Below are 20802 nucleotides of genomic sequence, written 5' to 3'. Positions count from 1 at the left end.
CCGGCGCCTTGATCGTATGCGCCGATCGAGCGACGCGATTACACACTACTTATCAATATTGGTGTTCTTCGTGGAGTGGTCAGTCGTCGGCGTTTATTGTCCTGAGATCAGCAAGGAAAGCCGTGCCGATTTCCACGGCCCGCTTGGCCGCGTCCGAGTCGACATCCACGCCGTGCGATGCCTCGAGCATGGATTGCACGACGCCGTGCATTTGCCTGATGCTGGCTGGAGAAACTCCCAGGCCTTGCAGTTTGCCGAGCATCTGCGAGATGCCCATCCGACGCGGATCGATGCCCTTAGCGACGACGAGTTCACGCAGGGCGCGCTCGATTTCGATACGAAGCTTGACGACCGACATGAGCGGGAATTCCCGCCCAAGCTCCTCGACCGTCGGAAGATCTTCTTGGAGCTGAGGAGGGAGCGCCTGCGAAAGTTGATATTGAGCCACCCCCATCGGCTTGCTCGAATCTCGCAAGGAGTACTCGACGATCACCTCGTTGCGTCCCTTGCACAGGATGATGCCGATCGTCGGCTTGTCGTCGGGATGGCGCAATTGCTCGTCCACGGCCGACAGATAGAAATTCATCTTGCCCGCGAACTCGGGTTTGAAATCCTCGATCTTCAGCTCGATCACCACGAAGCAGCGCAGTCGCAGATGGTAGAACAGCAGGTCGAGGTAATAATCCTGCCCGCCGACTTCGAGATGGTACTGGCTGCCGACGAAGGCGAAGCCCTTGCCGAGTTCGAGGATGAGCGAGCGGAGGTGTTCGATCAGGCCGCGTTCGAGATCGCGCTCTAGCATATCGGGGCCAAGCGAGAGGAAGTCGAACGTATAGGGGTCTTTGAGAATCTGCTGGGCCAGCTCGGATTGCTCGGCCGGAAGTGTCTGCGAGAAGTTGGTCAGCGCGCTTCCTTGACGGGCGAAGAGATTGCTTGCGATCTGGTGGGCGAGAACGTTCCGGCTCCAGCCGTGCTCAATTGTCTGCCGGGCATACCAAGCGCGTTCTTCAGATGCCGTGGTGGCATCGAGAAGGAGCATGTTGTGGCCCCATGGCAATTGTGCAGCAAGCTGCTGCACAAATTCGCCGTCGGGCCAGGCCTCTGCGAAGGTGCGCATATATTTCAGGTTTCGGGCTGAAAGTCCGGTCATCTCGGGAAAGGCTTGGCGGAGGTCCTCCGACAGCCGGTCGATGACCCTGGCGCCCCATCCCTCGCGCTCCTGCCGACTCAGAATATCGCGACCGATGGTCCAATAGAGCACCACCAGCTCGCGATTGACGGACAGGCCGGCCCGGTGGCGGGCAGCGGCGATCTTCTGCTTCAGGACTCCGACGAACGCGGCGTAGGTGTGTGCATTGACCTCGGTCGAGGGAGCGGAAGCCTTCGCTCGCCGAGAATGGACGGGTTTCGGCGGCCGAGAGGTCATGCGGCCGCTTTCAGGCGCTTCTTCGCCAGCATGGCGCGGACGAATTTATCCCATTTCGCCATGCCGGCGCGTTTCTCGACCATGTAGTGCCAGCGGTCGTAGTGCTTGGAACTGACATCTTGCAGCGCGTGGTTCTGCAGGCGATCGCGAATTTCCTTTGGCACGCCTGCCTTGCCGGCGAGCGTCTTGAACGTGCGGCGAAGATCGCGGTTTGTCGCATACGGGATCACGCCGCGATCTCTCTGCCGCCAGACAAAGCTGTACAGAGTGCCGTGGCTGACCGGCTTGGACGGGTCCTTCGCGGAGGGGAAGAACCAGCCGTACTCGTTCGGCTTGATCGATTCGATCAGTTCAGCGGCGAGCAACGGTACAGGGACGGCGTGCGGCTGGAGGTTCTTAGTTTTCGACCAGTCTATGATCCGCTCCTTGGCGTCCCATTGATCGACATGAAGCCGCGCAATCTCCTCGACGCGTTGGCCGGTCAGCATGATGAGTTGCACTGCTCGTGGATAGGAGGGGTGAACCGGCGTGTCGGGGTGGTCCAGCCAGCAATAGAGCTGAACAAACTCGTCTTCGTCGAGCCAACGCGTGCCTTGGACCTTCGGCTCGGTAGGAATGCCGGTTGCCGGGTTGAACGGAAGCCGGAAGCGCCGAGAAGACTGCTGCCGATAGTCGTTGTCGGACTTCATGCCCCAACTGAATGCCGCATGGAGATAGGAGCGGACATGATCGGCCATTGATTTCGCGCCGCGCTCGTAAATCGGCCGTATCAGCTCGATGATCTCCTCGGCCTCGATCTCGCGGGCGAGGCGGTTACGTCCGAGCGTATCGGCGATCTTGTTGAGGCCCTTTTCCGTTTCCTTCCAGGACGGCTTCCCCGCGTCCTTGAGCGCGGCAACATAGCCTTCGAACAGATCGGCGACCGTGCCGGGACGCGTATCGGTCGCAATTTTGATGCTCCGGCCCCTCTGGATGACGTCGGCGAAGTCGCGCTTGAACATCTCGCGCGCCTGAGCGAGCGACATGGAAGGGTACGCGCCGAGCTTCTTTTTGGTCCGCTTTCCGTCACGCCACTGCTGCGCCATCCAGTCCGCTGTGACGCGCTTCGGCATGGGCTTGAGGACAAGCACGAGGCGACCGGTGCCGCGGCCTTCGCCATCGGCGAGATTTTCCTGCTTCTGGCTTAGCTCAACCCGCTTCAACGCATGTCGGATCGCGGTGTCGGTCAGGCTTGGCATGGCGTTTTCTCCTGTTCCGCAACTGGGATCGGTCGAGGAGAAACGGGGATCGTTTGCTGGGATCGGAAAGCCGCTTTCAACCCCTCTAACCGCTCCCAATTTGCCATAACCGCCCCCTGTACGCAATGCGCGAAAAGCGGCTATTTCATTGATGATTCAGCGGTATTCAGCGTGATCGAACGTGATCATTGAGGGGGTAGTGGGATGGTTGTGGACCAGAATAATGGCGGTGGCGGAGAGTTCCAGAGCCCGTTTGACCACTTCGCGCGGATAGACCGGCGTGTGGTCCACCGTGCCCGTCTGCTGGACTTCATCGGCAATCAGTTTGTTCTTCTTGTCGAGAAACAGGATGCGGAACTGCTCGCGGGTCTCGTAAGCCATGGCCGCGGTGCAATATTCGATCACCTTGTTCCAAGAGCCGAGTACTTCGCGCTCCATGACAGTGCTGCGCGCACTTCGCTTGGCGACAGCCTCTACAAGCTTGAGTTCATGCGCCACAGTAGGACCGGCGCCGGGAACTTCGGCAATCAGCTTTTCGGGGGCGGCCAGTACTTCGGCAATCGAGCCGAACCGCATCAGCAGAGCTTTGGCGAGCGGCTTGGTGTCGGCGCGGCGAATGGCGCGAAACAACAACATTTCGAGCAGTTCATAATCAGCCAGCGCATCGGGAGTATCCCGAAAGCGCTGTTTGAGACGATCACGATGTCCGGCATAATGCGGCTTGTCGATCTTCGGCGTAAGTTGAAGTGTATCACTGAAACCGGGCAACTCAATGTTACCCGGCTCATTCTTGCTCTTTGCCATCCTGTTTAAACCCCCGCAAAAACAGACCAGACAATTACCGAGAACTATATCTCTTCGTTGTTATCTCATGGAAGATGGGCCGAAGACATTGGCCGGAGAGAGTGTAAATATCTCGCAGCCATCCTTCGTAACACCCACCGTATGTTCATATTGTGCCGTCAGCGAACGGTCTCTGGTAACCGCGGTCCAGCCGTCGGCGAGAACCTTCACGTGCGGCTTGCCGAGATTGATCATCGGCTCGATCGTGAAGATCATGCCTTCCTTGATCTCGACACCTTCATTCGGCGTGCCGTAATGGAGGATATTCGGCGCGTCATGGAACAGCTGTCCTACGCCGTGACCACAGAAATCGCGCACAACGGAACAGCGCTCGCCTTCGGCAAAAGTCTGAATTGCGGCGCCGATAGCACCGGTTTTCACGCCAGGCTTTACGGCGGCAATCCCACGCAGAAGGCTTTCATAGGTGACTTCAAGCAATCGCTCAGCGGCGCGCTTGATTTCGCCTACCGCATACATGCGGCTTGAATCGCCGTGCCAGCCATCAAGGAGATAAGTCACGTCGATATTGACGATATCACCCTCGCGCAGTGGCTTCTCGTTCGGAATGCCATGGCAGACGACGTGATTGATCGACGTGCAGGTTGATTTCGTGTAGCCGCGATAGTTCAGCGTTGCCGGAAACGCGCCGTGATCCATGCCGAACTCGAACACGAAGCGATCGATTTCATTGGTGGTCACGCCCGGCTTGACGATATCGTTGAGGGCATCGAGACAGCGTGCCGTCAGGTTGCAGACCGTGCGCATACCCTCGAAAGCCTCGGGGCCATAGAGCCTGATCTGGCCCGTATATTTCATGGGTGCGCTTGTTGCTTCGATATAGGTTACCATCACTCGATCCGTCTTAATCTACTCAATTGGCACCAGCTCACTGGCATCAATGCTTTTGTCCGTTATGTGGCACCGAACGGCCCAAGCCTCAACCCCGTTTGCACGCGCACGTTCAAAAGCGCGTGCGTAAGTGGGGTCGAGATCACCCGAAATGCTGAATCTGCTACAATCGTTTCGCTGGATAATAAACAGCATCACGCCCCGATGACCAGCGGCAACAACGTCGACGAGTTCATCAAGATGTTTTGCGCCTCGCGCTGTCACCGTATCGGGGAATTCCGCTAATCCGAGCGTGCGAATAAAGTGTACATTCTTGACCTCGACATAGGCTCGCTGGCGCGGGCCGTCATCCAGTAAAAGGTCGATGCGCGAGTTGCGGCCATATTTCTGTTCACGCTTGAGGCTGGCATATCCTGCGAGGTCAGGAATAAGACCGTTGAGGATTGCTTCTTCGGCGATCCTGTTCGGCAAGCCGGTGTTCACGCCGACCAGTGTGTTATCCGCTTCGACAATCTGCAGCGTATGGGCATATTTGCGGTGAGGAGCATCCGAAACACTCAGCCAGACGCGGGAACCCGGAGCGGTCAATCCGAACATGGAGCCGGTATTGGGCACGGAAGCAGTGATGAAGCGCCCATCGTCAAGTGTGACGTCGGCCAAAAATCTTTTGTAGCGGCGTTCCAGCCTGCCGGTAACCAAAGGTGTTTGAAAAATCATGTGCCGATTTAGAGTAGTTCGGCGCGTGCGCGAAAGGCTTTTCTGATTACGTTGCGAAATTAGTCAGTGAACGAGAGCAGTTGGCCTAGAACAGCGCCTTAACGACGTCGGCCCAGCTCATATCCGCACCGAGAACCATTGCGGCTGCAACGAGGCCGGCCCCGAGAAAGGTGAGGGTGGTTCTTGTTTCGCTTGTCATTATTCTTCCCCATCAAATCACTTGTTCGAAGTTGGGAAGAATTTCGCGGGAGAATTTGCCCGGATTGTGATGCGATAATGGCTATTCCGGGCAATTTGCGGGCTTTTTACAGATAGGGTAAACGCCGCCCCGCTTGTGTTACTGTTTTACCCAATTGAAGACGAGTTCCTCGCGGAAAGCGAAGCGGACGACGTGACTTGCCACGACCTCTTCGAGGCGGGCGAGGTTTTCTTCCGAGGTTTCAACCGTTGTGGTCAGTTTTTCCGCATCGGCATCGAGAATCACGAGACGATTCTCGCCGAGATCGATGGTGCCGTGTTCCGGCGTGAATTCGACTGCGAATTTGTGCGCCCAATGTTTGCAGAGCTGCTGAAGGTAGCGGCTGGCATGGGCGGTGGGAACGATTGCTGTTGCTTTCGACATTATGCTGTCCTTTCGAAAAGGTTGCAGCCCGGCGCGTAACAGCATCCTGGCAATTCAGCCAGTAATATTTGCGTCAATTCTAAAGGAAAAGAAAAACCAGCAATGGTACGCCCAAGGGGAATCGAACCCCTGTCTGCGCCGTGAAAGGGCGCTGTCCTAACCGCTAGACGATGGGCGCCTGCTGGTGTGGGGGGCTTATAGTCAGGAAATTTCTGACATGCAAGCCCCTTTTTTCACCTGTCTGTGAATAAGTTCAGGCAGCACGAAACGGCGCCAATCAAGCGCTAATGGATTGAATTATAAGGGAAAAAGAAAAACCAGCAATGGTACGCCCAAGGGGAATCGAACCCCTGTCTGCGCCGTGAAAGGGCGCTGTCCTAACCGCTAGACGATGGGCGCCTGCTGGTGTGAGTGGGCTTATATTCAGGAAGGTTCTGACTCGCAAGCCCCAAAAAACACTTTTCTGAAAAAAATCGAATGTACTGCAAAAATGGGGGAAACTTCGGCGGGTGGATTCCTTATTTCCTTGAATATAAAGACAAAAGAAAAAGCCGGATCATATGATCCGGCTTCCGTGTATCCCTGGGACGCCTCTTTTTTAGCCCTTGCAGCGCCAGTTCCAGTCGCGTTCCGGCCCAACGTCGACGTGAACCGAAGTCGTATGGCAATAGGTGCCGACGCCGCCACGTCCCGACATGGACCGGGCGAAGCGAGCGACTTCCCACTTGGAAACGCCGTCGATCTGAATATCTGCGGCTGCACAGATCATATGGAGCGATTTGCGGGCACCATTGACTTTCCGGTTATAGGACGGGCTGCGATAGCCCGAAGTTACCATTACCGGACGGCGGAAATGTCGCTCCATGGTTTTCAGCATGGATACGAGTTGCGGCTTGAGACAGGCAACATCCACGGTCTGTCTTTGTACTTTCAGGCCATTGGGCGCAAGGCGGGCAAGACCCGGAGCCGAAGCAAGTGTTACGCTCGCAAATTCATCATCTTCGTTCGCGTCAATATCGCTATCGTCATAAAGACTGTTGCGATGCTTGATTTCAACGCCGCCATTGGGGCGCACGCCCGGCAGCGAATAATTGTATTCATGCTTCGCAGATGGCGAAACCGGTTTGGCGACAGCAAGCTTCTTGTTTTCGGTTCTGTCTGAGCGTTTTCCGGTCGATTCGTCCGAGAAAAGTCGGGATATGCTGCCTTGCGAAGCCGTTGGGCGCTGCGGCGAGGCGTAAGCGCTCTTCGTTGAGCCGAACAATGAAGCGACCTGAACGGGCTTTTCAGCTTCGGCAGGTTTTGCCGCTGCGGTTTGCTGTGTTTCTGCAGCTTCGGCAGGCTTTTCGTCCTTTGCCGGTTCCTGCTGCTTTTTCGTGGTTTCGGCTGGAGCGGCTGCCGCAGGTTGTTCTGCGGCTTGCGCAGGTTCAGGTTCAGCGGGCTTGTTGCCACCGAACATGCCGAAAAGCGATGAACTCTTCGGCTGCTGCGGGGCGAGGGCTGCTACCTGTGCCAGCTGTTGTTCTGTGGCAGTTGCAGTCTCGACCGGTTTTGCCTGCTCTTTATTATTGGTGTTTGTCGTTTCAGCCACTGTGGCGGGTTTAGTTTCGCCCGGCTTGGCTTCGGCCTTTTTCTCTTCTGTTGACGGAGTTGCAGCCGTCGCTTCTGCGGCAGCTGTCTGATCGGCGGCACTTTGCAATGTGTCCGCAATCATGGAGCCACCGGTTGCAGAGGTCATCTGGAGCGGCTTACCGTCAAGGCCTGTACCGGTTGACGTACAGGACGTGACAAGAAGCGCAAGCAAAGCCACGCTGCCTGAAAGAAACCTGCCGGTGGTCCGGTGTGTAGAATGCGCAAATTTCAACAGTCTGCTCCAGCTCGATTTCCCTGACCAGTTTGGCGACCCGAATCCATTCGAGCCTACCTGGTTTCGGGAGATCGGCTCTCCCGTGCGAGGCTGACATCATCCCTGATGGCTATCGTCCCCACAGCTCCCGACTGTTCGTGCCGGGAAAGAAATTCAGAAATATCAGCGTGTTATGATGGTCACTTCAGAGTTATGATTGTCATTTCGCTGTATTGGACAAATCACCTGATTGGCAATTGGTTACCAATTTTTAAGTTTTTTAATCGCCGAGCGCAACTATTGATGCACATTTAGAGTTAAAAGACTTCGCAGTCCGTGCGGAATATTCGCCAATAACGAAATATTACTTTATGTAACCATTGGTTACATTCGCCGTTCCTATCCGTCGCGCACGATAGTCTGCGAGCCCTGATCCGGCTTCACGGCAAGGCGAATTTCCGATTTACATCACTCACTTGTTGACAGGGTGCCTCGACTTGGTGCTATCCCTTCGCAATTGCTTTATCTTTGTCTGGTGTTGTGGCCAACGGCACCTTATGCGGCATTAACCGGGAACAGAAACATGACCAATCGCACGCGGCAGATCGCCAATCTTTTGCTGGCAGCAACGGCGGCGGCGATGCTCACGGCATGCGCGGGCGGAAAAGAGTTTCAGGGTACGCCGCAGGAAGGTGCTTCGCGCACCGGTGTTTTCCCCACATTCGGCCATATGCCGAAGGCTGCGACCACGCAGATCACCGCAGAAGAAAAGCAGCAGCTTACAACCAAGCTTGATGCCGACCGCACGCGTCTGGCGGCATCCAGAGGCATCGGCGCCGGCTTCACGCCCGCCGAGGCTGCGAGCTTGCGTCAGCAGGCGCAGCAGGAAACGGACGCTACCCTGAAACAGATCGAAAGCGGGGAAGAGTAAATCCTCTTCCTTGGTTTTTTGGCGCGCATCTTATCCGAAAACCGTTTCACACTTTTCGGGATGTGCTCTAAAGACGAAATCCGCGTTCTTTGACGCGGCAACACGTCTCGACCCGATTCGAGAACAGGTGTATAGCTCCATCGCGGCGCATACGCGCCATTACGTTCAACCCTCCACTGGAACAGGATCATGTCGGAAGAATTCCATAAAGTCCGTCGTCTGCCCCCTTATGTCTTTGAACAGGTCAATCGTCTGAAGGCATCGGCGCGAGCGGCGGGTGCCGACATCATCGATCTGGGCATGGGCAACCCCGATCTGCCGACCCCGCAGAACATTGTCGACAAGCTGTGTGAGGCCGTGCAGGATCCGCGCGCGCATCGTTACTCCTCATCCAAGGGGATTCCGGGGCTGCGTCGCGCGCAGGCACAATATTATGCGCGCCGCTTCGGTGTGAAGCTCAATCCCGATACGCAGGTCGTTGCCACGCTCGGTTCCAAGGAAGGTTTCGCCAATATGGCGCAGGCCATCACCGCGCCGGGCGATGTGGTTTTGTGCCCGGACCCGACCTATCCGATTCACTCCTTCGGCTTCATCATGTCGGGCGGGGTGATCCGTTCAGTTCAGGCCAAGCCGGATGATACCTTCATTCCGACACTTGAGCGCGGCGTGAAGCACTCGATCCCGAAGCCGATCGCATTGATCCTGAATTTCCCGTCCAACCCGACGGCCTATGTAGCAACGCTTGATTTCTACAAGGATGTCGTCGCATTTGCGCGCAAGCATGACATCGTCATCCTGTCGGATCTAGCCTATTCGGAAATCTACTTCGATGGCAATCCGCCACCGTCGGTGCTGGAAGTGCCGGGCGCCATGTATGTGGCGGTGGAGTTCACCTCCATGTCGAAGACGTTTTCCATGCCGGGCTGGCGCATGGGGTTTGCGGTTGGCAATGAGCGCCTGATCGCGGCTCTTACCCGCGTGAAGTCCTATCTCGACTATGGTGCGTTCACACCAATCCAGGTTGCCGCGACGGCAGCGTTGAATGGTGACGGTTCGGACATCGCCTATGTGCGCAATGTCTATAAACAGCGCCGCGATGTGCTGGTCGAAAGCTTCGGTCGGGCGGGCTGGGATGTTCCGCCGCCAGCGGCAACCATGTTCGCCTGGGTTCCGATCCCTGAACGCTTCCGTCCACTGGGTTCGCTCGAATTTTCCAAGCTTCTGGTCGAGCAGGCCGATGTGGCCGTTGCGCCGGGCATTGGTTTTGGCGAACACGGCGACGATTATGTGCGTATCGCGCTGGTCGAGAACGAACATCGCATTCGTCAGGCCGCGCGCAACATCAAGCGGTTCCTCTCCACCAAGGATGAGAACCTGCAGAATGTGATACCGCTCGAAGGTCGTCGCGGATAATATTTCAAAAGGCTACGGGCGGCATCATGCAGCCCGTGGCATCCCACCCGATAAGCCACTCCATACAGAAGGTCGATATAATGAGTGATGCATTACGGATCGGCGTTGCCGGGCTCGGCACCGTTGGTGCTTCGGTGTTGCGTATCCTGCGTGACAAGTCCGAAATGCTCACGCGCCAATGCGGCAAGCCCGTAACGGTTACGGCGGTCAGTGCCCGCGACCGCACGCGGGACCGCGGTATCGATCTTTCCGGTATTGCCTGGTTCGACGATCCGGTGGAACTGGCCAAATCTGCCGATATCGACGTTTTTGTCGAGCTGATCGGCGGTGAGGACGGCCCGGCCAAGGCTTCCGTGGAAGCAGCTCTGCGCGCCGGTCGCCATGTCGTCACCGCAAACAAGGCCCTGCTTGCGCGCCATGGCGTTGCGCTTGCCAAGATCGCCGAAGACAAGGGCGTTCTGCTCAATTTTGAAGCGGCTGTTGCGGGTGGCATTCCGGTCATCAAGGCGATGCGTGAATCGCTGACCGGCAATACGGTTTCGCGCGTCTATGGCATCATGAACGGCACCTGCAACTATATCCTGACCCGGATGTGGGAAGAGGGTATTTCGTTTGAAGACTGTCTCAAGGACGCGCAGCGCCTCGGTTATGCTGAAGCTGATCCGACGTTCGACATCGAAGGCAATGATACGGCGCACAAGCTGGCGCTCCTGACCAGCCTTGCCTTTGGTACGCAGATCGCTGCCGACGATATCTATCTGGAAGGCATCAGCAATATCTCGCTGGCCGATATTCGCGCCGCTGATGAACTCGGCTATCGCATCAAGCTTCTGGGCGTCGCGCAGAAGACCGATACGGGCATTGAACAGCGCGTGCACCCGACCATGGTGCCGACCTCGTCGGTCATCGCGCAGGTTCATGGCGTCACCAACGCCGTGGCAATCGAAACCGATCTTCTGGGCGAGCTTTTGCTTTCCGGTCCCGGTGCAGGTGGCAATGCGACGGCTTCCGCCGTGATCGGCGATGTTGCGGATATCGCCAAGAGCCGTCCGGGTTTCCAGCACGGTCCTGTGTTCGGTACGCCTGCCAAGGCATTGCAGCCTTACAAACGGGCCAAGATGCGCAAGCATGCAGGCGGTTACTTCATTCGCCTGACCGTCCTTGACCGCATTGGCGCTTTTGCGGCCATTGCCAAGCGCATGGCTGAAAACGATATTTCGCTGGAATCGATCGTCCAGCGTCCACCAATGGATGGCGCAGCCAACGAAGGCATCAAGACGGTCATCCTCGTCACGCATGAGACGACTGAAGCAGCCGTCAAGAAAGCGCTGGAAGCAATCCTCAAGGACGATCATCTGGTCGATAAACCGCAGATGATCCGCATCGAACGCGCCGGGTGAGAACCGGCGTGCCTGCCTCTCTTGCAGGTTGGATTCACCTTTGTTATGAAAGCCGGGTCGGATTTGATCCGGCTTTATTCGTTTCAAGAGACAAAACAGGAAAAGGAGGGCTGTATGATGTATGTGACGCGTCATGATCATCACCGTCAGCACGGCCCCGATTTTGCCCTGCATAAGTAACTTGTGCAGGGCGGAAAAAGACTGAAATCACTGTCTTGTTCTGCCTTTTCCTAAAGGCGCGGCGTTGAACCGCTGCCGGACATTCGCCAGCACATCTATTCGTGTCACGGTTTGGAAACCGGGCATTCGTGCGTGGCAGAATTGGGCTGATTGCCATGTCTCTTGTTTCTATCCATTATCTTTCCCTGACCCTTCATGAACCTCTGTTTGCCAATCTCGATCTCGTCATAGGCGAGGGCGAGCGGCTTGGCATTGTCGCTGCCAACGGGCGCGGCAAGACCAGCCTTCTCCGCCTCCTTGTCGGGGAGGGCGATCCGACACTTGGCACCATCACGCGGTCGCGCGGGTTGAAGATCGGCTATGTCAGCCAGTATGTGCCCGAAAACCTGTTGAACCGCGGTTTCTATGAGGTCGTGCTGGATGGGCTTGACGAAGAAGCGCGCGATTATGAAAGCTGGCGCGCCGATATCGTGCTGGATGACCTCAACGTCACCGAAGAACTGCGGCAGCGCTCCATCGGGCAGTTGAGCGGCGGCTGGCAGCGGCTTGCACTTCTGGCGCGCGCTTGGGTTTCCGAACCTGATGTTCTTCTTCTCGACGAACCGACCAACCATCTGGACCTTGAAAAAGTGCGGTTGCTGGAAGACTGGCTGAATGCGCTGCCGCGTTCGGTTGCGGTGGTCGTCAGCAGTCACGACCGCGCTTTCCTTGATGCGGTTACGAAGCGAACGCTGTTTCTGCGGGCGGAAAAATCACCGGTTTTCGCCTTGCCATATAGTCAGGCGCGTGTTGCGCTCGATGAAATCGACGCGGCCGATGCCCGGCAATTTGAAAAGGACATGAAAACAGTCCAGCAGTTGCGCAAGCAGGCGGCGAAGCTCAACAATATTGGCATCAATTCGGGTAGTGATCTGCTCGTGATCAAGACCAAGCAGTTGAAAGCGCGGGCCGACAAGATCGAGGAAAGCGCCAGGGCGGGGCATGTGGAGCGCTCAGCCGGCAAGATTATACTGAGCAGTCGAGGCAGCCACGCCAAGGCGCTGGTTGTTCTCGATCAGGCCGAAATTGCCACGCCCGATAGGCGGCTTCTCTTCAAGACAGGACAGCTTTGGATCAATCCCGGCGACCGTATTGTTCTGCTGGGGGCCAATGGCATGGGCAAGACCCGGTTGCTGACGCTCGTGCGCGAGACCATTCTTGCGCCGGATCAGGCACAGGCCGGTATCAAGGCAACGCCGTCACTGGTGCTTGGATATAGCGATCAGGCCCTGTCGGAACTTCGCTCGAACTGGACGCCATTCGAGACGATTGCAAGAAGGTTCGATATTGGCGACCAGCGGACGCGATCCTTGCTGGCCGGGGCGGGCATGACGCTTGAAATGCAGGCCAAGCCGCTGGAACGCTTGTCCGGCGGGCAGAAGGCGCGACTTGCCATGCTGGTTCTGCGACTGACCAATCCGAACTTCTATATTCTTGATGAACCAACCAATCATCTCGATATCGAAGGTCAGGAAGCGCTGGAGGTGGAACTGCTGCGCAACGAGGCGGCGAGCCTGATCGTCTCGCATGACCGCAGTTTTGTTCGCAATGTCGGCAACCGTTTCTGGGTGATCGAAAGAAAAAAGCTGGTCGAAGTGGAAAGTCCGGAGTTTTTCTTTGATGGAATCGGAAGCTGATTGCCCGCAACATCTTTTGGTTGTTTAACGATTTCTGCAACTTCTGGCCGGGTGTGAGCGTTCACATCCGGCCCGGACATGAAACGAAGCGTGTATAGCTTAAATCGATTAAGAGTTTGAGCGTACATTGTTTTTAGCTCTCTCGCCCTTGCAGGGGGCGGGGGACTTTGACAAAAGGTTTGCACAGTGTCGCTATAAGAGGCGGCAATCGCGGGCTTCATGCGCCGCGTCCACGCAATTCGAATTCAGGACTTTGTTCAAATGGCCAAGACCGCAGAGCAGCACCCCCACGGACTGGATCGCATTCTCACACTCGAACTGGTCCGCGTGGCCGAGCGTGCAGCGGTCGCCGCGGCGAGGCTGCGTGGCCGTGGCGACGAAATGGCTGCTGATCAGGCCGCCGTCGATGCCATGCGTCAGGAATTGAACCGTCTTCCGATCGCCGGAACGGTTGTTATCGGTGAAGGCGAGCGTGACGAAGCGCCGATGCTCTATATCGGCGAAGAAGTTGGTACCAAGCAGGGACCGGACGTCGATATCGCGCTTGATCCGCTGGAGGGCACCACGATTTGCGCCAAGAATCTGCCGAACTCGCTTGCTGTCATCGCGATCGCCGAGAAGGGCAATCTGCTTTATGCGCCTGATGTCTACATGGAAAAGATCGCCGTTGGTCCGGGCTACTCGAAGGGCGTCGTGGACCTAGATGCCAGCCCGACGGACAACATCATGTCGGTCGCCAAGGCGAAGGGCGTGAAGCCGAATGAAATCACCGCCTGCATCATGGATCGCCCGCGCCATGCGCGTCTGATCGAGGAAGTGCGGGCGACCGGCGCTGCCATCCGCCTCATCGGCGACGGGGACGTGGCCGGTGTGATGCACACGACCAACCCGGACGAAACCGGGATCGACATCTATATCGGTATTGGCGGCGCTCCTGAAGGCGTTCTGGCTGCGGCAGCGTTGCGCTGCATTGGTGGCCAGATGCAGGGTCGTCTGCAGCTCAATACCGATGAAAAGATCGCTCGTGCCGCGAAGATGGGCATTGCGGACCCCAAGAAGGTCTATTCTCTGGAAGAAATGGCCAAGGGCGACGTGCTTTTTGCCGCTACCGGCGTGACGGATGGCAACATGCTCTCCGGTGTGAAGTTTGCCCGCGACTATATCCAGACGCACACTATCGTCATGCGTTCAAGCTCACAGACGGTGCGTGAAATCAAGGCAAGGCATCAGGATCTGTCCAAGTTCTAAAGCGTGTCGCATTTATTCGGCCTCATACCCAGCAGCCTTAAAGAAGTTCTGGCATTCATTGATGGAGAAGAGACTGATGATATCGCCAAGTGCTTTTGAGATGGCGTCGAAGCTGCGTGCTGCTCGCTTTCTCAGAAGTGCCTTGAGTTTTGAGAAAGCCATTTCGATTGGGTTCAGGTCCGGCGAATAGGGCGGCAGGAAGAGAAACCAAGCGCCCTTTGCCTTGACCAGTTGCTCAGCCTTCTGGCTTTTGTGGAAGCCGACATTGTCGAGGATGACTATATCACCGGCTGACAGTGTCGGCACAAGCTGTGTCTCGATCCAGGTTTCGAAGATGCGGCTGTTCATCGGTGCATCGACGATCCATGGCGCGGTCAGGCCATGGCAGCGCAGTCCGGCAATGAAGGTTTGTGTCTTCCATTTTCCGAATGGCGCATAGGCGGCAAAGCGCCTGCCTTTGGCAGACCATCCGGTGCGTTTTGTCAGGCGCGTATTCGTGGAAGTCTCATCGATAAAGATGAGACGCGACAAGGCCTTGTTGAAGAACCGCTTTCGGCGATTGATCCAAAGATCACGCGCCTTGGCGATCTCTGGTCTACGCTGCTCGCTTGCCTTGAGGCTTTTTTTTATTGCTCAGCCCAAGTCGGTGTAGAAATCGCCCGACCGTGGCGCGGTGGACTTCAATACCGCGCTCCGCGAGCGCAACGCACAGTTCGTCCAAAGTCGTTTCGCCACGGGCGGACATCTGCTCGCGGACCCAATCACCATGAGCCAAAAGCTTCACACTTCCAGGCGGGTGGCCCTGCCTGGCGGCGGCCAGACAGCCGGATGACCGATGCAGGATCATCATGTTGTTGACGAACCGAGGCGAAACACGGAAATGCCGAGCGGCTTCCCGGTGACTATTGCCCTCATTCACAAACGCAACGACACGCTCACGCAACTCAATCGGATGCGGCTTGCCCATGGTGCATCTCCTTCCATGAGACAAGTGAATCACAGATCAAGCCAAACGGGAATCCCGAATCCGGTTAACAGCGACATGCTTTAGGGGATTGCGCGAGAACGGTTCAGCCTAAATCTTGGCAGGATTGAGCGTAGAATAGTCAAAGGCGGCATTGCAAAAATGCCGCCTTTGTCATGTTCTCGTTATCTCAGGTTTTGGGCATAGACTGCAATGCTTTCAGAACCAGCTTTGTGATATCCGCGTGGATGTCCGCACGCGGACGGCGGGCATCGTCACTGCAAATGGGGTCTACCTCACCCGCAGATTTGAGCCGGTCTGCAGCGCCTTTCTTGCATTCGGGCAGAAAGCTGAAATGGGTTGCGCCAGCGACAGTGACATAAGTTCCCTGCGGTGTGATCGATGCCAGCTTATCGGCAACCACTCCCGGAGGGATTGTCTCAACTTCTCCAAGATTGATGAAGCTCATGGGAATTGAAATCGATGCAAGGCTTTGTGCATTGTAAGCTTGCGCGAGGCCGGGGTCGATCATTATGGCTGACGCGATGCGGCGGTCGAGATTGGATTGCTCGAAGCGGCTCTTGTCCACTGAGCGCAAATCGACTTTATCGACTTTTATCTGCTTATCATCTCGGTAGCCGACGCCGCCAGCATACCATGCGCAGTCCCACTTGCCGTAGGTGTCGCAATAACGGGCATAAGCTTCGAGATTGGCTCTTGCCCCCGCAATTTCCATTGCTGCGGCGCCGCCGAGCGAGAAGCCGAGAACGCTAATCTTGTTTTTGTCGATTATTCCGCTCCATGCGGGATCTGTAGTCATCGTATCGATTACTGCTGACAGGTCGCCTGTGCGTTGCCAGATTTTCGGCGTGTCTTGTGGGGTGGAATCACCGCTGGTCGTGCCGGGGTGATTGGGGGCCGCGACGATAATGCCTGCCTTGACTAGTTCGGTTGCAAGCCAGGCCATACCCTGAGCGCGGCCGCCGGAGCCATGCGACATGACAAGCAGTGGGAAGCTACCCTTTTCCGGTGTGGCGTCGATTACAGCCGGAGCGCCTTTGAAAATTATATTGTCCCCGATAAGGGTAGCTTTGCCATCGATTGCGGCTGGGTACCATACACTGACTTCAAGATTGCGGCCCGGTTCAGCGCCGCTGATTTTGATTTCTCGCTGGCCGACATCATGGGCCTGGCTGGGTACGGCGATAAAAAGGGTGAGAAGGGCGCTGACGATATGAAAACGAAACATGGTTATCTCCCGTGGTTGACAGAACACGGAAAACGTCACCTGTTTTCGCGAGAGTTGCGTCCTTAATCATGATTCAGGTCGTTTCTAATCGCGATTTCGGCCATGATCGGTTGTCTGCGTATTGATCGTGTGTGCTTTATGATTTTCATTCCTTTGCCATTCGTCTCCACACTTTTGCTTCTGTTACTGCTGGCCGTATTGCTGCACCGTTTCGGTTGGAACGGAGCGAACCGCCCCTTCCTTTTCGTGTTGGGATTGAGTGCCTTGCAATCCCTCATTGTAGGACTGCGCTGGGGCTATGGCGTTACAGAACTCCGCTATGTTTTACCTGTTCTGGCCAGTTGTTTGCCGGGACTGACGCTCACGAGTTTCAGAAGCCTGATCCATCGGGATGAAGCAGGCGATAACGTTCTTGGCTGGTTTCACGTATTGCCGCCATTTGGTGTTGCTGCACTTGTATATTTTGCACCGGGTCTGATCGATCTGGCGCTAATTGGACTTTACGTTGGCTATGCATTTGCCCTGTTGTTGCTTGGGCGCTCAGGTCCAGATGCATTGGATGCGGCACGCCTGGATAGTGCGGTGGCAGCGCATCGGGCTCTTGTGATTGCTGCTGCATCGCTGTGCCTTTCTGCCTTGTTTGATCTGGTGGTGGTTCTGGATTTCCAATGGCAGAAAGGCGATTCTGCGGCTGCGATCATCGGCAATGGCAATCTATTGGGTCTGTTTCTCATCGGCCTGACAGCGTTGGTGGCAGCCCGCGCGAAAGTCGCGCCGGAACTGGATTTCGAAACAGCACCACCCGAACCAAACGCGGAAGCGGATCGCAATGTTCTGGACAAGATCGAAGCGCTCTTGACTGAACAAAGACTTTTTCTCGATGAGAACCTGACGCTATCGCGGTTGGCGCGGCGCGCCTGCATTCCGACACGTCAAATATCGGGAGCCATCAATCGGCTGACAGGCAAGAATGTTTCCCGCTTCATCAATGACTATAGAATTGCCGAAGCTTGTCGGCGGCTTCAAAAGTCCGACACTTCTATAACGGCTGTAATGTTTGAATCCGGATTTCAGACCAAATCGAACTTCAATCGCGAGTTTCGACGGGTGACGTCGCTTAGTCCCGCTGATTGGCGAGATAAAAATCGTCTGTCTTGACCGTTTGCCGCCTTTTGTGTCTTTAGAAACTTATGACGACAGAGCGCTTTTTCCTCGGAATAAAACAATCCGCAACCGGACAGAAATGGGTAGACCGGCTTGGCCTGCGGGAGGCCAATACGGCGCTTGCCATTGCGCAGCATCACGGCATTTCCGATCTGGTTGCACGCGTGCTTGCCGGGCGGGGGGTGTCGGTAGAAAACGCGCCGGAATTTGTCGATCCGACGCTGCGCAATCTCATGCCCGACCCGGCGACGCTCACAGATATGGAAAATGCGGCAAGCCGTATTGCCGATGCCATTCTGCGTCGCGAGACCGTGGCCATTTTTGGCGATTACGATGTCGATGGGGCGTGTTCTTCCGCCTTGATGGCGCGTTTTCTCAAACATTACGGCATTCAGCACTCCATCTATATTCCCGACCGGATTTTTGAAGGTTACGGCCCCAATCCCGATGCCATGCGCGATCTGGTCGCCAAGGGTGCGACCCTTATCGTCACAGTCGATTGTGGCACCAACAGCGCACCGTCGATTACAGCCGCCAAGCAGGCTGGAGCGGATGTCGTCGTGCTCGATCACCATCAGGTCGGCGGCGATCTGCCTGAAGATGCGGTGGCTATCGTCAATCCCAACCGGGAAGACGATATTTCGCAGCAGGGGCATCTTTGCGCCGCAGGCGTGGTCTTTCTGACATTGGCACAGGTGACCAAAATCCTGCGTGAGCGCGGCAAGGGACCAGGCCCTGATCTTCTTTCCCTGCTCGATCTGGTGGCGCTGGCAACGGTTTGCGATGTGGTGCCGTTGACCGGCGTGAACCGCGCTTTCGTCGTCAAAGGACTGGTCGTTGCGCGGTCGCAGAGCAATGTCGGTCTTGCGGCTTTGGCGCGCGTTGCCCGCATTGGCGAACCGCTCAATGTCTTTCACCTCGGCTATCTCATTGGGCCGCGCATCAATGCTGGCGGACGTATCGGCGATGCGGGGCTTGGCGCTCGATTGCTGACGCTGGATGATCCCGCAACGGCGGATCGTATTGCCGTGGAACTTGACCGGCTCAATCAGGAGCGTCAGGCCATGGAAGCCGAGATGCTTATGGAGGCCGAAGCGGAGGCTTCGCTGGAAATATCCGGCGGTGCGGGCGCATCGGTGATCGTGACGGCAAGTGACCGCTGGCATCCCGGTATCGTCGGGTTGCTGGCCTCGCGGCTTAAGGAAAAGGCCCGGCGGCCAGCCTTTGCCATTGCATTCAACGCCAACGGTGTCGGATCGGGTTCCGGGCGCTCGATCATGGGGCTTGATCTCGGCAAGCTGGTGCGGGGCGCGGTGGAACGCGGGCTGCTCGTCAAGGGTGGTGGCCATGCCATGGCGGCTGGTATCACCATCGAGCGCGCAAATCTTGGCGCGTTGCGTGCCTATCTTGAAGAAGAATCGGCGCATATCGTTTCGCGCCTGCGCGAAAACCAGAGCCTGTCCATCGACGGCGCGCTGGCCGCATCGGGCGCAACAGTGTCGCTCTACGAAGCTTTGCAGAAGGCTGGGCCCTACGGTTCTGCGCATCCGCAGCCCATATTGGCGCTGCCGCATCATATATTGGCCGACGTGCGTGGCGTGGGGCGCGATCATGTGCGTGTCGCGTTGCGTGGCGCGGATGGAAAGCGCGTCAATGCCATCGCCTTCCGGGCGGCGGAAGGCGATCTGGGGCGGTTCCTGTTCAACAATATCGGTCAGAGCGTCCATGTGGCAGGCAATCTGTCACTAAATCATTGGAATGGCTCGGTCACGCCTCAGATACAGATTCTGGATGCCGCTTTGCCTGTTTAAAGTTCCGGGCTCGTTTGAAGGTTCTGGGTCCATTTGAAATTTCTGGATTTTTTGTCTTCACGCTCTTGTGAGGTGTGGGGGCGAATTCCCATATGAGCACTGATTTAAACATTCAGACATGACTCTAAGTGGGAGAAACCGATGCCGGGTTCCGGAAGCCGCCTGACCAAACTGACAGCTGCAATGGTATTAGGGCTGATTGCCTCTTTTGCTGCGGTCGATTTCGCCGAGGCTCGCCGTGCGGGCGGTGGCGGTTTCGGCAGCCGTGGCGCGCGCACTTATCAGGCGCCAGCGCCGACGCGCACTGCACCTAACAATGCCGCGCCGATGGAACGTTCGATGACGCCGAATACCGGCGCGACGCAGACCAACCGTCCGGGCGCAACAGGTACGCAGAATGCTGCGCAGGCACAGCGTTCCGGCGGTATGTTCGGTAACTTCGGTCGTTCCATGCTGGGCGGTCTTCTCGTCGGTGGCCTGATCGGCATGCTGCTCGGCAACGGCCTTGGCGGTCTTGCCGGCATGTTTGGCTTGTTGTTGCAGGTTGCGGTGATCGCGCTCATTGCGATGTTTGTCATGCGCATGTTCGCAAATCGTCGCCAGCCGGCAGCGGCAGGCGCCGGTAACAAAGGCGCGCAGCCTTTCGGTGCGGCAAAGACAGCAGCCCCGCAAGCTGGTTCTCAGGCCGGTTTTGGTGGCCGTACGCCTTCGGTGAACCCGTTCGAGACCAAGCAGGCAGCTGCTCCGGTCACTCCCGCCGCTCCGGCGGTTGAAGATGAACCGATGGATGTCGGTCAGGAGGATCTGGATCGTTTCGAACAGATGCTTGCTGAAGTCCAGACCGCTTATGGCCGTGAGGATTATGCCGCGCTGCGCAAGCTCGCTACCCCGGAAGCCATGTCCTATCTGGCGGAAGAACTGGGCGAGATCGCTTCCAGCGGCATGCGCAACGAAGTGAAGGACGTCAAGCTTCTGCAGGGTGACGTTTCCGAAGCCTGGCGCGAAGGCGATGTCGAATACGCAACCGTTGCAATCCGCTATTCGGCGATCGACGTGATGCTGGATCGCAATACCGGCGCTGTCGTCGAAGGCAATCCGGATGAGCCGGTGGAAAGCGTCGAGCTCTGGACGTTCACCCGCACGGATGGCGGTGAATGGCTTCTCGCAGCCATTCAGGGAACGGAATAACTGTTCAGTATTGAGAAAAAGCCCGGTCGTGAGGCCG

At 56.8% G+C, this 20802-nt stretch carries 18 protein-coding genes and 2 tRNA genes; 8 read left to right on the top strand and 12 right to left on the bottom strand.

Annotated elements, in window-relative coordinates; genetic code table 11:
- Positions 1–79 precede the first annotated feature (79 nt).
- From ABDF71_RS08975 to ABDF71_RS08935, 9 genes are all read right to left on the bottom strand, one after another.
- A complete protein-coding gene (locus tag ABDF71_RS08975; protein ID WP_094513803.1) occupies positions 80–1426 on the bottom strand; it encodes a PDDEXK nuclease domain-containing protein in 1347 nt (448 codons plus the stop codon).
- The gene (locus tag ABDF71_RS08970) at positions 1423–2664 is read right to left on the bottom strand and encodes a tyrosine-type recombinase/integrase (RefSeq protein ID WP_088217391.1); all 1242 of its coding nucleotides are present in this window, start codon (positions 2662–2664) and stop codon (positions 1423–1425) included. The genes ABDF71_RS08975 and ABDF71_RS08970 overlap by 4 nt, the downstream gene beginning before the upstream one ends.
- Before the next feature lie 156 nt (positions 2665–2820).
- Positions 2821–3468, bottom strand: a complete 648-nt coding sequence (locus ABDF71_RS08965; protein ID WP_308669807.1) for a JAB domain-containing protein — start codon at positions 3466–3468, stop codon at positions 2821–2823.
- A gap of 60 nt (positions 3469–3528) precedes the next feature.
- The gene (gene map, locus ABDF71_RS08960) at positions 3529–4356 is read right to left on the bottom strand and encodes a type I methionyl aminopeptidase (protein ID WP_010659871.1); all 828 of its coding nucleotides are present in this window, start codon (positions 4354–4356) and stop codon (positions 3529–3531) included.
- Positions 4357–4374: 18 nt separating this feature from the next.
- Positions 4375–5073: a DNA/RNA nuclease SfsA gene (gene sfsA, locus ABDF71_RS08955; RefSeq protein WP_125300166.1), complete on the bottom strand. Its 699-nt coding sequence runs from the start codon at positions 5071–5073 to the stop codon at positions 4375–4377.
- 337 nt (positions 5074–5410) lie between these two features.
- A complete protein-coding gene (locus ABDF71_RS08950) occupies positions 5411–5695 on the bottom strand; it encodes a DUF2218 domain-containing protein (protein WP_010659874.1) in 285 nt (94 codons plus the stop codon).
- Positions 5696–5798: 103 nt separating this feature from the next.
- A tRNA-Glu gene (locus tag ABDF71_RS08945) sits at positions 5799–5873 on the bottom strand.
- Positions 5874–6019: 146 nt separating this feature from the next.
- Positions 6020–6094, bottom strand: a tRNA-Glu gene (locus ABDF71_RS08940).
- 199 nt (positions 6095–6293) lie between these two features.
- Positions 6294–7559, bottom strand: coding sequence for a YcbK family protein (locus ABDF71_RS08935; protein ID WP_500061474.1), 1266 nt, complete (start codon positions 7557–7559; stop codon positions 6294–6296).
- Between the two features lie 565 nt (positions 7560–8124).
- Between ABDF71_RS08935 and ABDF71_RS08930 the strand changes: the two genes are divergently transcribed.
- The 5 genes from ABDF71_RS08930 to glpX all read left to right on the top strand — a co-directional run bounded on the left by ABDF71_RS08930 (position 8125) and on the right by glpX (position 14389).
- Positions 8125–8472, top strand: a complete 348-nt coding sequence (locus tag ABDF71_RS08930; RefSeq protein ID WP_500061473.1) for a hypothetical protein — start codon at positions 8125–8127, stop codon at positions 8470–8472.
- Between the two features lie 189 nt (positions 8473–8661).
- Positions 8662–9885: an LL-diaminopimelate aminotransferase gene (locus tag ABDF71_RS08925; protein WP_500061472.1), complete on the top strand. Its 1224-nt coding sequence runs from the start codon at positions 8662–8664 to the stop codon at positions 9883–9885.
- A gap of 80 nt (positions 9886–9965) precedes the next feature.
- Positions 9966–11285 carry a homoserine dehydrogenase gene (locus ABDF71_RS08920; RefSeq protein ID WP_010659878.1) on the top strand — a complete coding sequence of 440 codons (1320 nt, stop codon included), beginning with the start codon at positions 9966–9968 and terminating at the stop codon, positions 11283–11285.
- A gap of 335 nt (positions 11286–11620) precedes the next feature.
- On the top strand, positions 11621–13141 hold the full coding sequence (locus ABDF71_RS08915; protein WP_151663058.1) for an ABC-F family ATP-binding cassette domain-containing protein: 1521 nt from the start codon (positions 11621–11623) through the stop codon (positions 13139–13141).
- 261 nt (positions 13142–13402) lie between these two features.
- The gene (gene glpX, locus ABDF71_RS08910; RefSeq protein WP_010659880.1) at positions 13403–14389 is read left to right on the top strand and encodes a class II fructose-bisphosphatase; all 987 of its coding nucleotides are present in this window, start codon (positions 13403–13405) and stop codon (positions 14387–14389) included.
- A 12-nt stretch (positions 14390–14401) separates the two neighbouring features.
- Here the strand turns inward: glpX and ABDF71_RS08905 are convergent, their stop codons facing one another.
- The 3 genes from ABDF71_RS08905 to ABDF71_RS08895 form a co-directional block, all read right to left on the bottom strand.
- Complete coding sequence (locus ABDF71_RS08905) at positions 14402–14920, bottom strand: IS630 family transposase (RefSeq protein ID WP_040128162.1); 519 nt, start codon at positions 14918–14920, stop codon at positions 14402–14404.
- Between the two features lie 64 nt (positions 14921–14984).
- Positions 14985–15356, bottom strand: a complete 372-nt coding sequence (locus ABDF71_RS08900; RefSeq protein WP_011982874.1) for a winged helix-turn-helix domain-containing protein — start codon at positions 15354–15356, stop codon at positions 14985–14987.
- Between the two features lie 187 nt (positions 15357–15543).
- A complete protein-coding gene (locus ABDF71_RS08895) occupies positions 15544–16602 on the bottom strand; it encodes an alpha/beta hydrolase family protein (RefSeq protein ID WP_151663003.1) in 1059 nt (352 codons plus the stop codon).
- A 102-nt stretch (positions 16603–16704) separates the two neighbouring features.
- Between ABDF71_RS08895 and ABDF71_RS08890 the strand changes: the two genes are divergently transcribed.
- From ABDF71_RS08890 to ABDF71_RS08880, 3 genes are all read left to right on the top strand, one after another.
- Positions 16705–17760, top strand: a complete 1056-nt coding sequence (locus ABDF71_RS08890) for a helix-turn-helix domain-containing protein (RefSeq protein WP_151663004.1) — start codon at positions 16705–16707, stop codon at positions 17758–17760.
- Positions 17761–17792: 32 nt separating this feature from the next.
- Positions 17793–19577: a single-stranded-DNA-specific exonuclease RecJ gene (gene recJ, locus ABDF71_RS08885; RefSeq protein WP_010659883.1), complete on the top strand. Its 1785-nt coding sequence runs from the start codon at positions 17793–17795 to the stop codon at positions 19575–19577.
- A 141-nt stretch (positions 19578–19718) separates the two neighbouring features.
- Positions 19719–20765, top strand: a complete 1047-nt coding sequence (locus ABDF71_RS08880) for a Tim44 domain-containing protein (RefSeq protein ID WP_151663005.1) — start codon at positions 19719–19721, stop codon at positions 20763–20765.
- Positions 20766–20802: the final 37 nt, after the last annotated feature.

Origin of the sequence: Ochrobactrum sp. WV_118_8 (genome assembly GCF_039631535.1) — a bacterium.
In the GTDB taxonomy this organism is placed as follows: domain Bacteria; phylum Pseudomonadota; class Alphaproteobacteria; order Rhizobiales; family Rhizobiaceae; genus Brucella; species Brucella anthropi.
The sequence above is the reverse complement of the archived record's forward strand: the minus strand, read 5'-3'. Positions and strand labels throughout refer to the sequence as shown.

Bases quoted from the DNA above. Each gene is read 5' to 3' on its own strand.
- ABDF71_RS08890 (WP_151663004.1), top strand. From the start codon at position 16,705: ATGATCGGTTGTCTGCGTATTGATCGTGTGTGCTTTATGATTTTCATT.
- ABDF71_RS08975 (WP_094513803.1), bottom strand. From the start codon at position 1,426: ATGACCTCTCGGCCGCCGAAACCCGTCCATTCTCGGCGAGCGAAGGCT.
- ABDF71_RS08925 (WP_500061472.1), top strand. From the start codon at position 8,662: ATGTCGGAAGAATTCCATAAAGTCCGTCGTCTGCCCCCTTATGTCTTT.
- recJ (WP_010659883.1), top strand. From the start codon at position 17,793: ATGACGACAGAGCGCTTTTTCCTCGGAATAAAACAATCCGCAACCGGA.
- ABDF71_RS08915 (WP_151663058.1), top strand. From the start codon at position 11,621: ATGTCTCTTGTTTCTATCCATTATCTTTCCCTGACCCTTCATGAACCT.
- ABDF71_RS08895 (WP_151663003.1), bottom strand. From the start codon at position 16,602: ATGTTTCGTTTTCATATCGTCAGCGCCCTTCTCACCCTTTTTATCGCC.
- ABDF71_RS08900 (WP_011982874.1), bottom strand. From the start codon at position 15,356: ATGGGCAAGCCGCATCCGATTGAGTTGCGTGAGCGTGTCGTTGCGTTT.
- glpX (WP_010659880.1), top strand. From the start codon at position 13,403: ATGGCCAAGACCGCAGAGCAGCACCCCCACGGACTGGATCGCATTCTC.
- ABDF71_RS08950 (WP_010659874.1), bottom strand. From the start codon at position 5,695: ATGTCGAAAGCAACAGCAATCGTTCCCACCGCCCATGCCAGCCGCTAC.
- ABDF71_RS08920 (WP_010659878.1), top strand. From the start codon at position 9,966: ATGAGTGATGCATTACGGATCGGCGTTGCCGGGCTCGGCACCGTTGGT.
- sfsA (WP_125300166.1), bottom strand. From the start codon at position 5,073: ATGATTTTTCAAACACCTTTGGTTACCGGCAGGCTGGAACGCCGCTAC.
- ABDF71_RS08930 (WP_500061473.1), top strand. From the start codon at position 8,125: ATGACCAATCGCACGCGGCAGATCGCCAATCTTTTGCTGGCAGCAACG.
- ABDF71_RS08880 (WP_151663005.1), top strand. From the start codon at position 19,719: ATGCCGGGTTCCGGAAGCCGCCTGACCAAACTGACAGCTGCAATGGTA.
- ABDF71_RS08965 (WP_308669807.1), bottom strand. From the start codon at position 3,468: ATGGCAAAGAGCAAGAATGAGCCGGGTAACATTGAGTTGCCCGGTTTC.
- map (WP_010659871.1), bottom strand. From the start codon at position 4,356: ATGGTAACCTATATCGAAGCAACAAGCGCACCCATGAAATATACGGGC.
- ABDF71_RS08970 (WP_088217391.1), bottom strand. From the start codon at position 2,664: ATGCCAAGCCTGACCGACACCGCGATCCGACATGCGTTGAAGCGGGTT.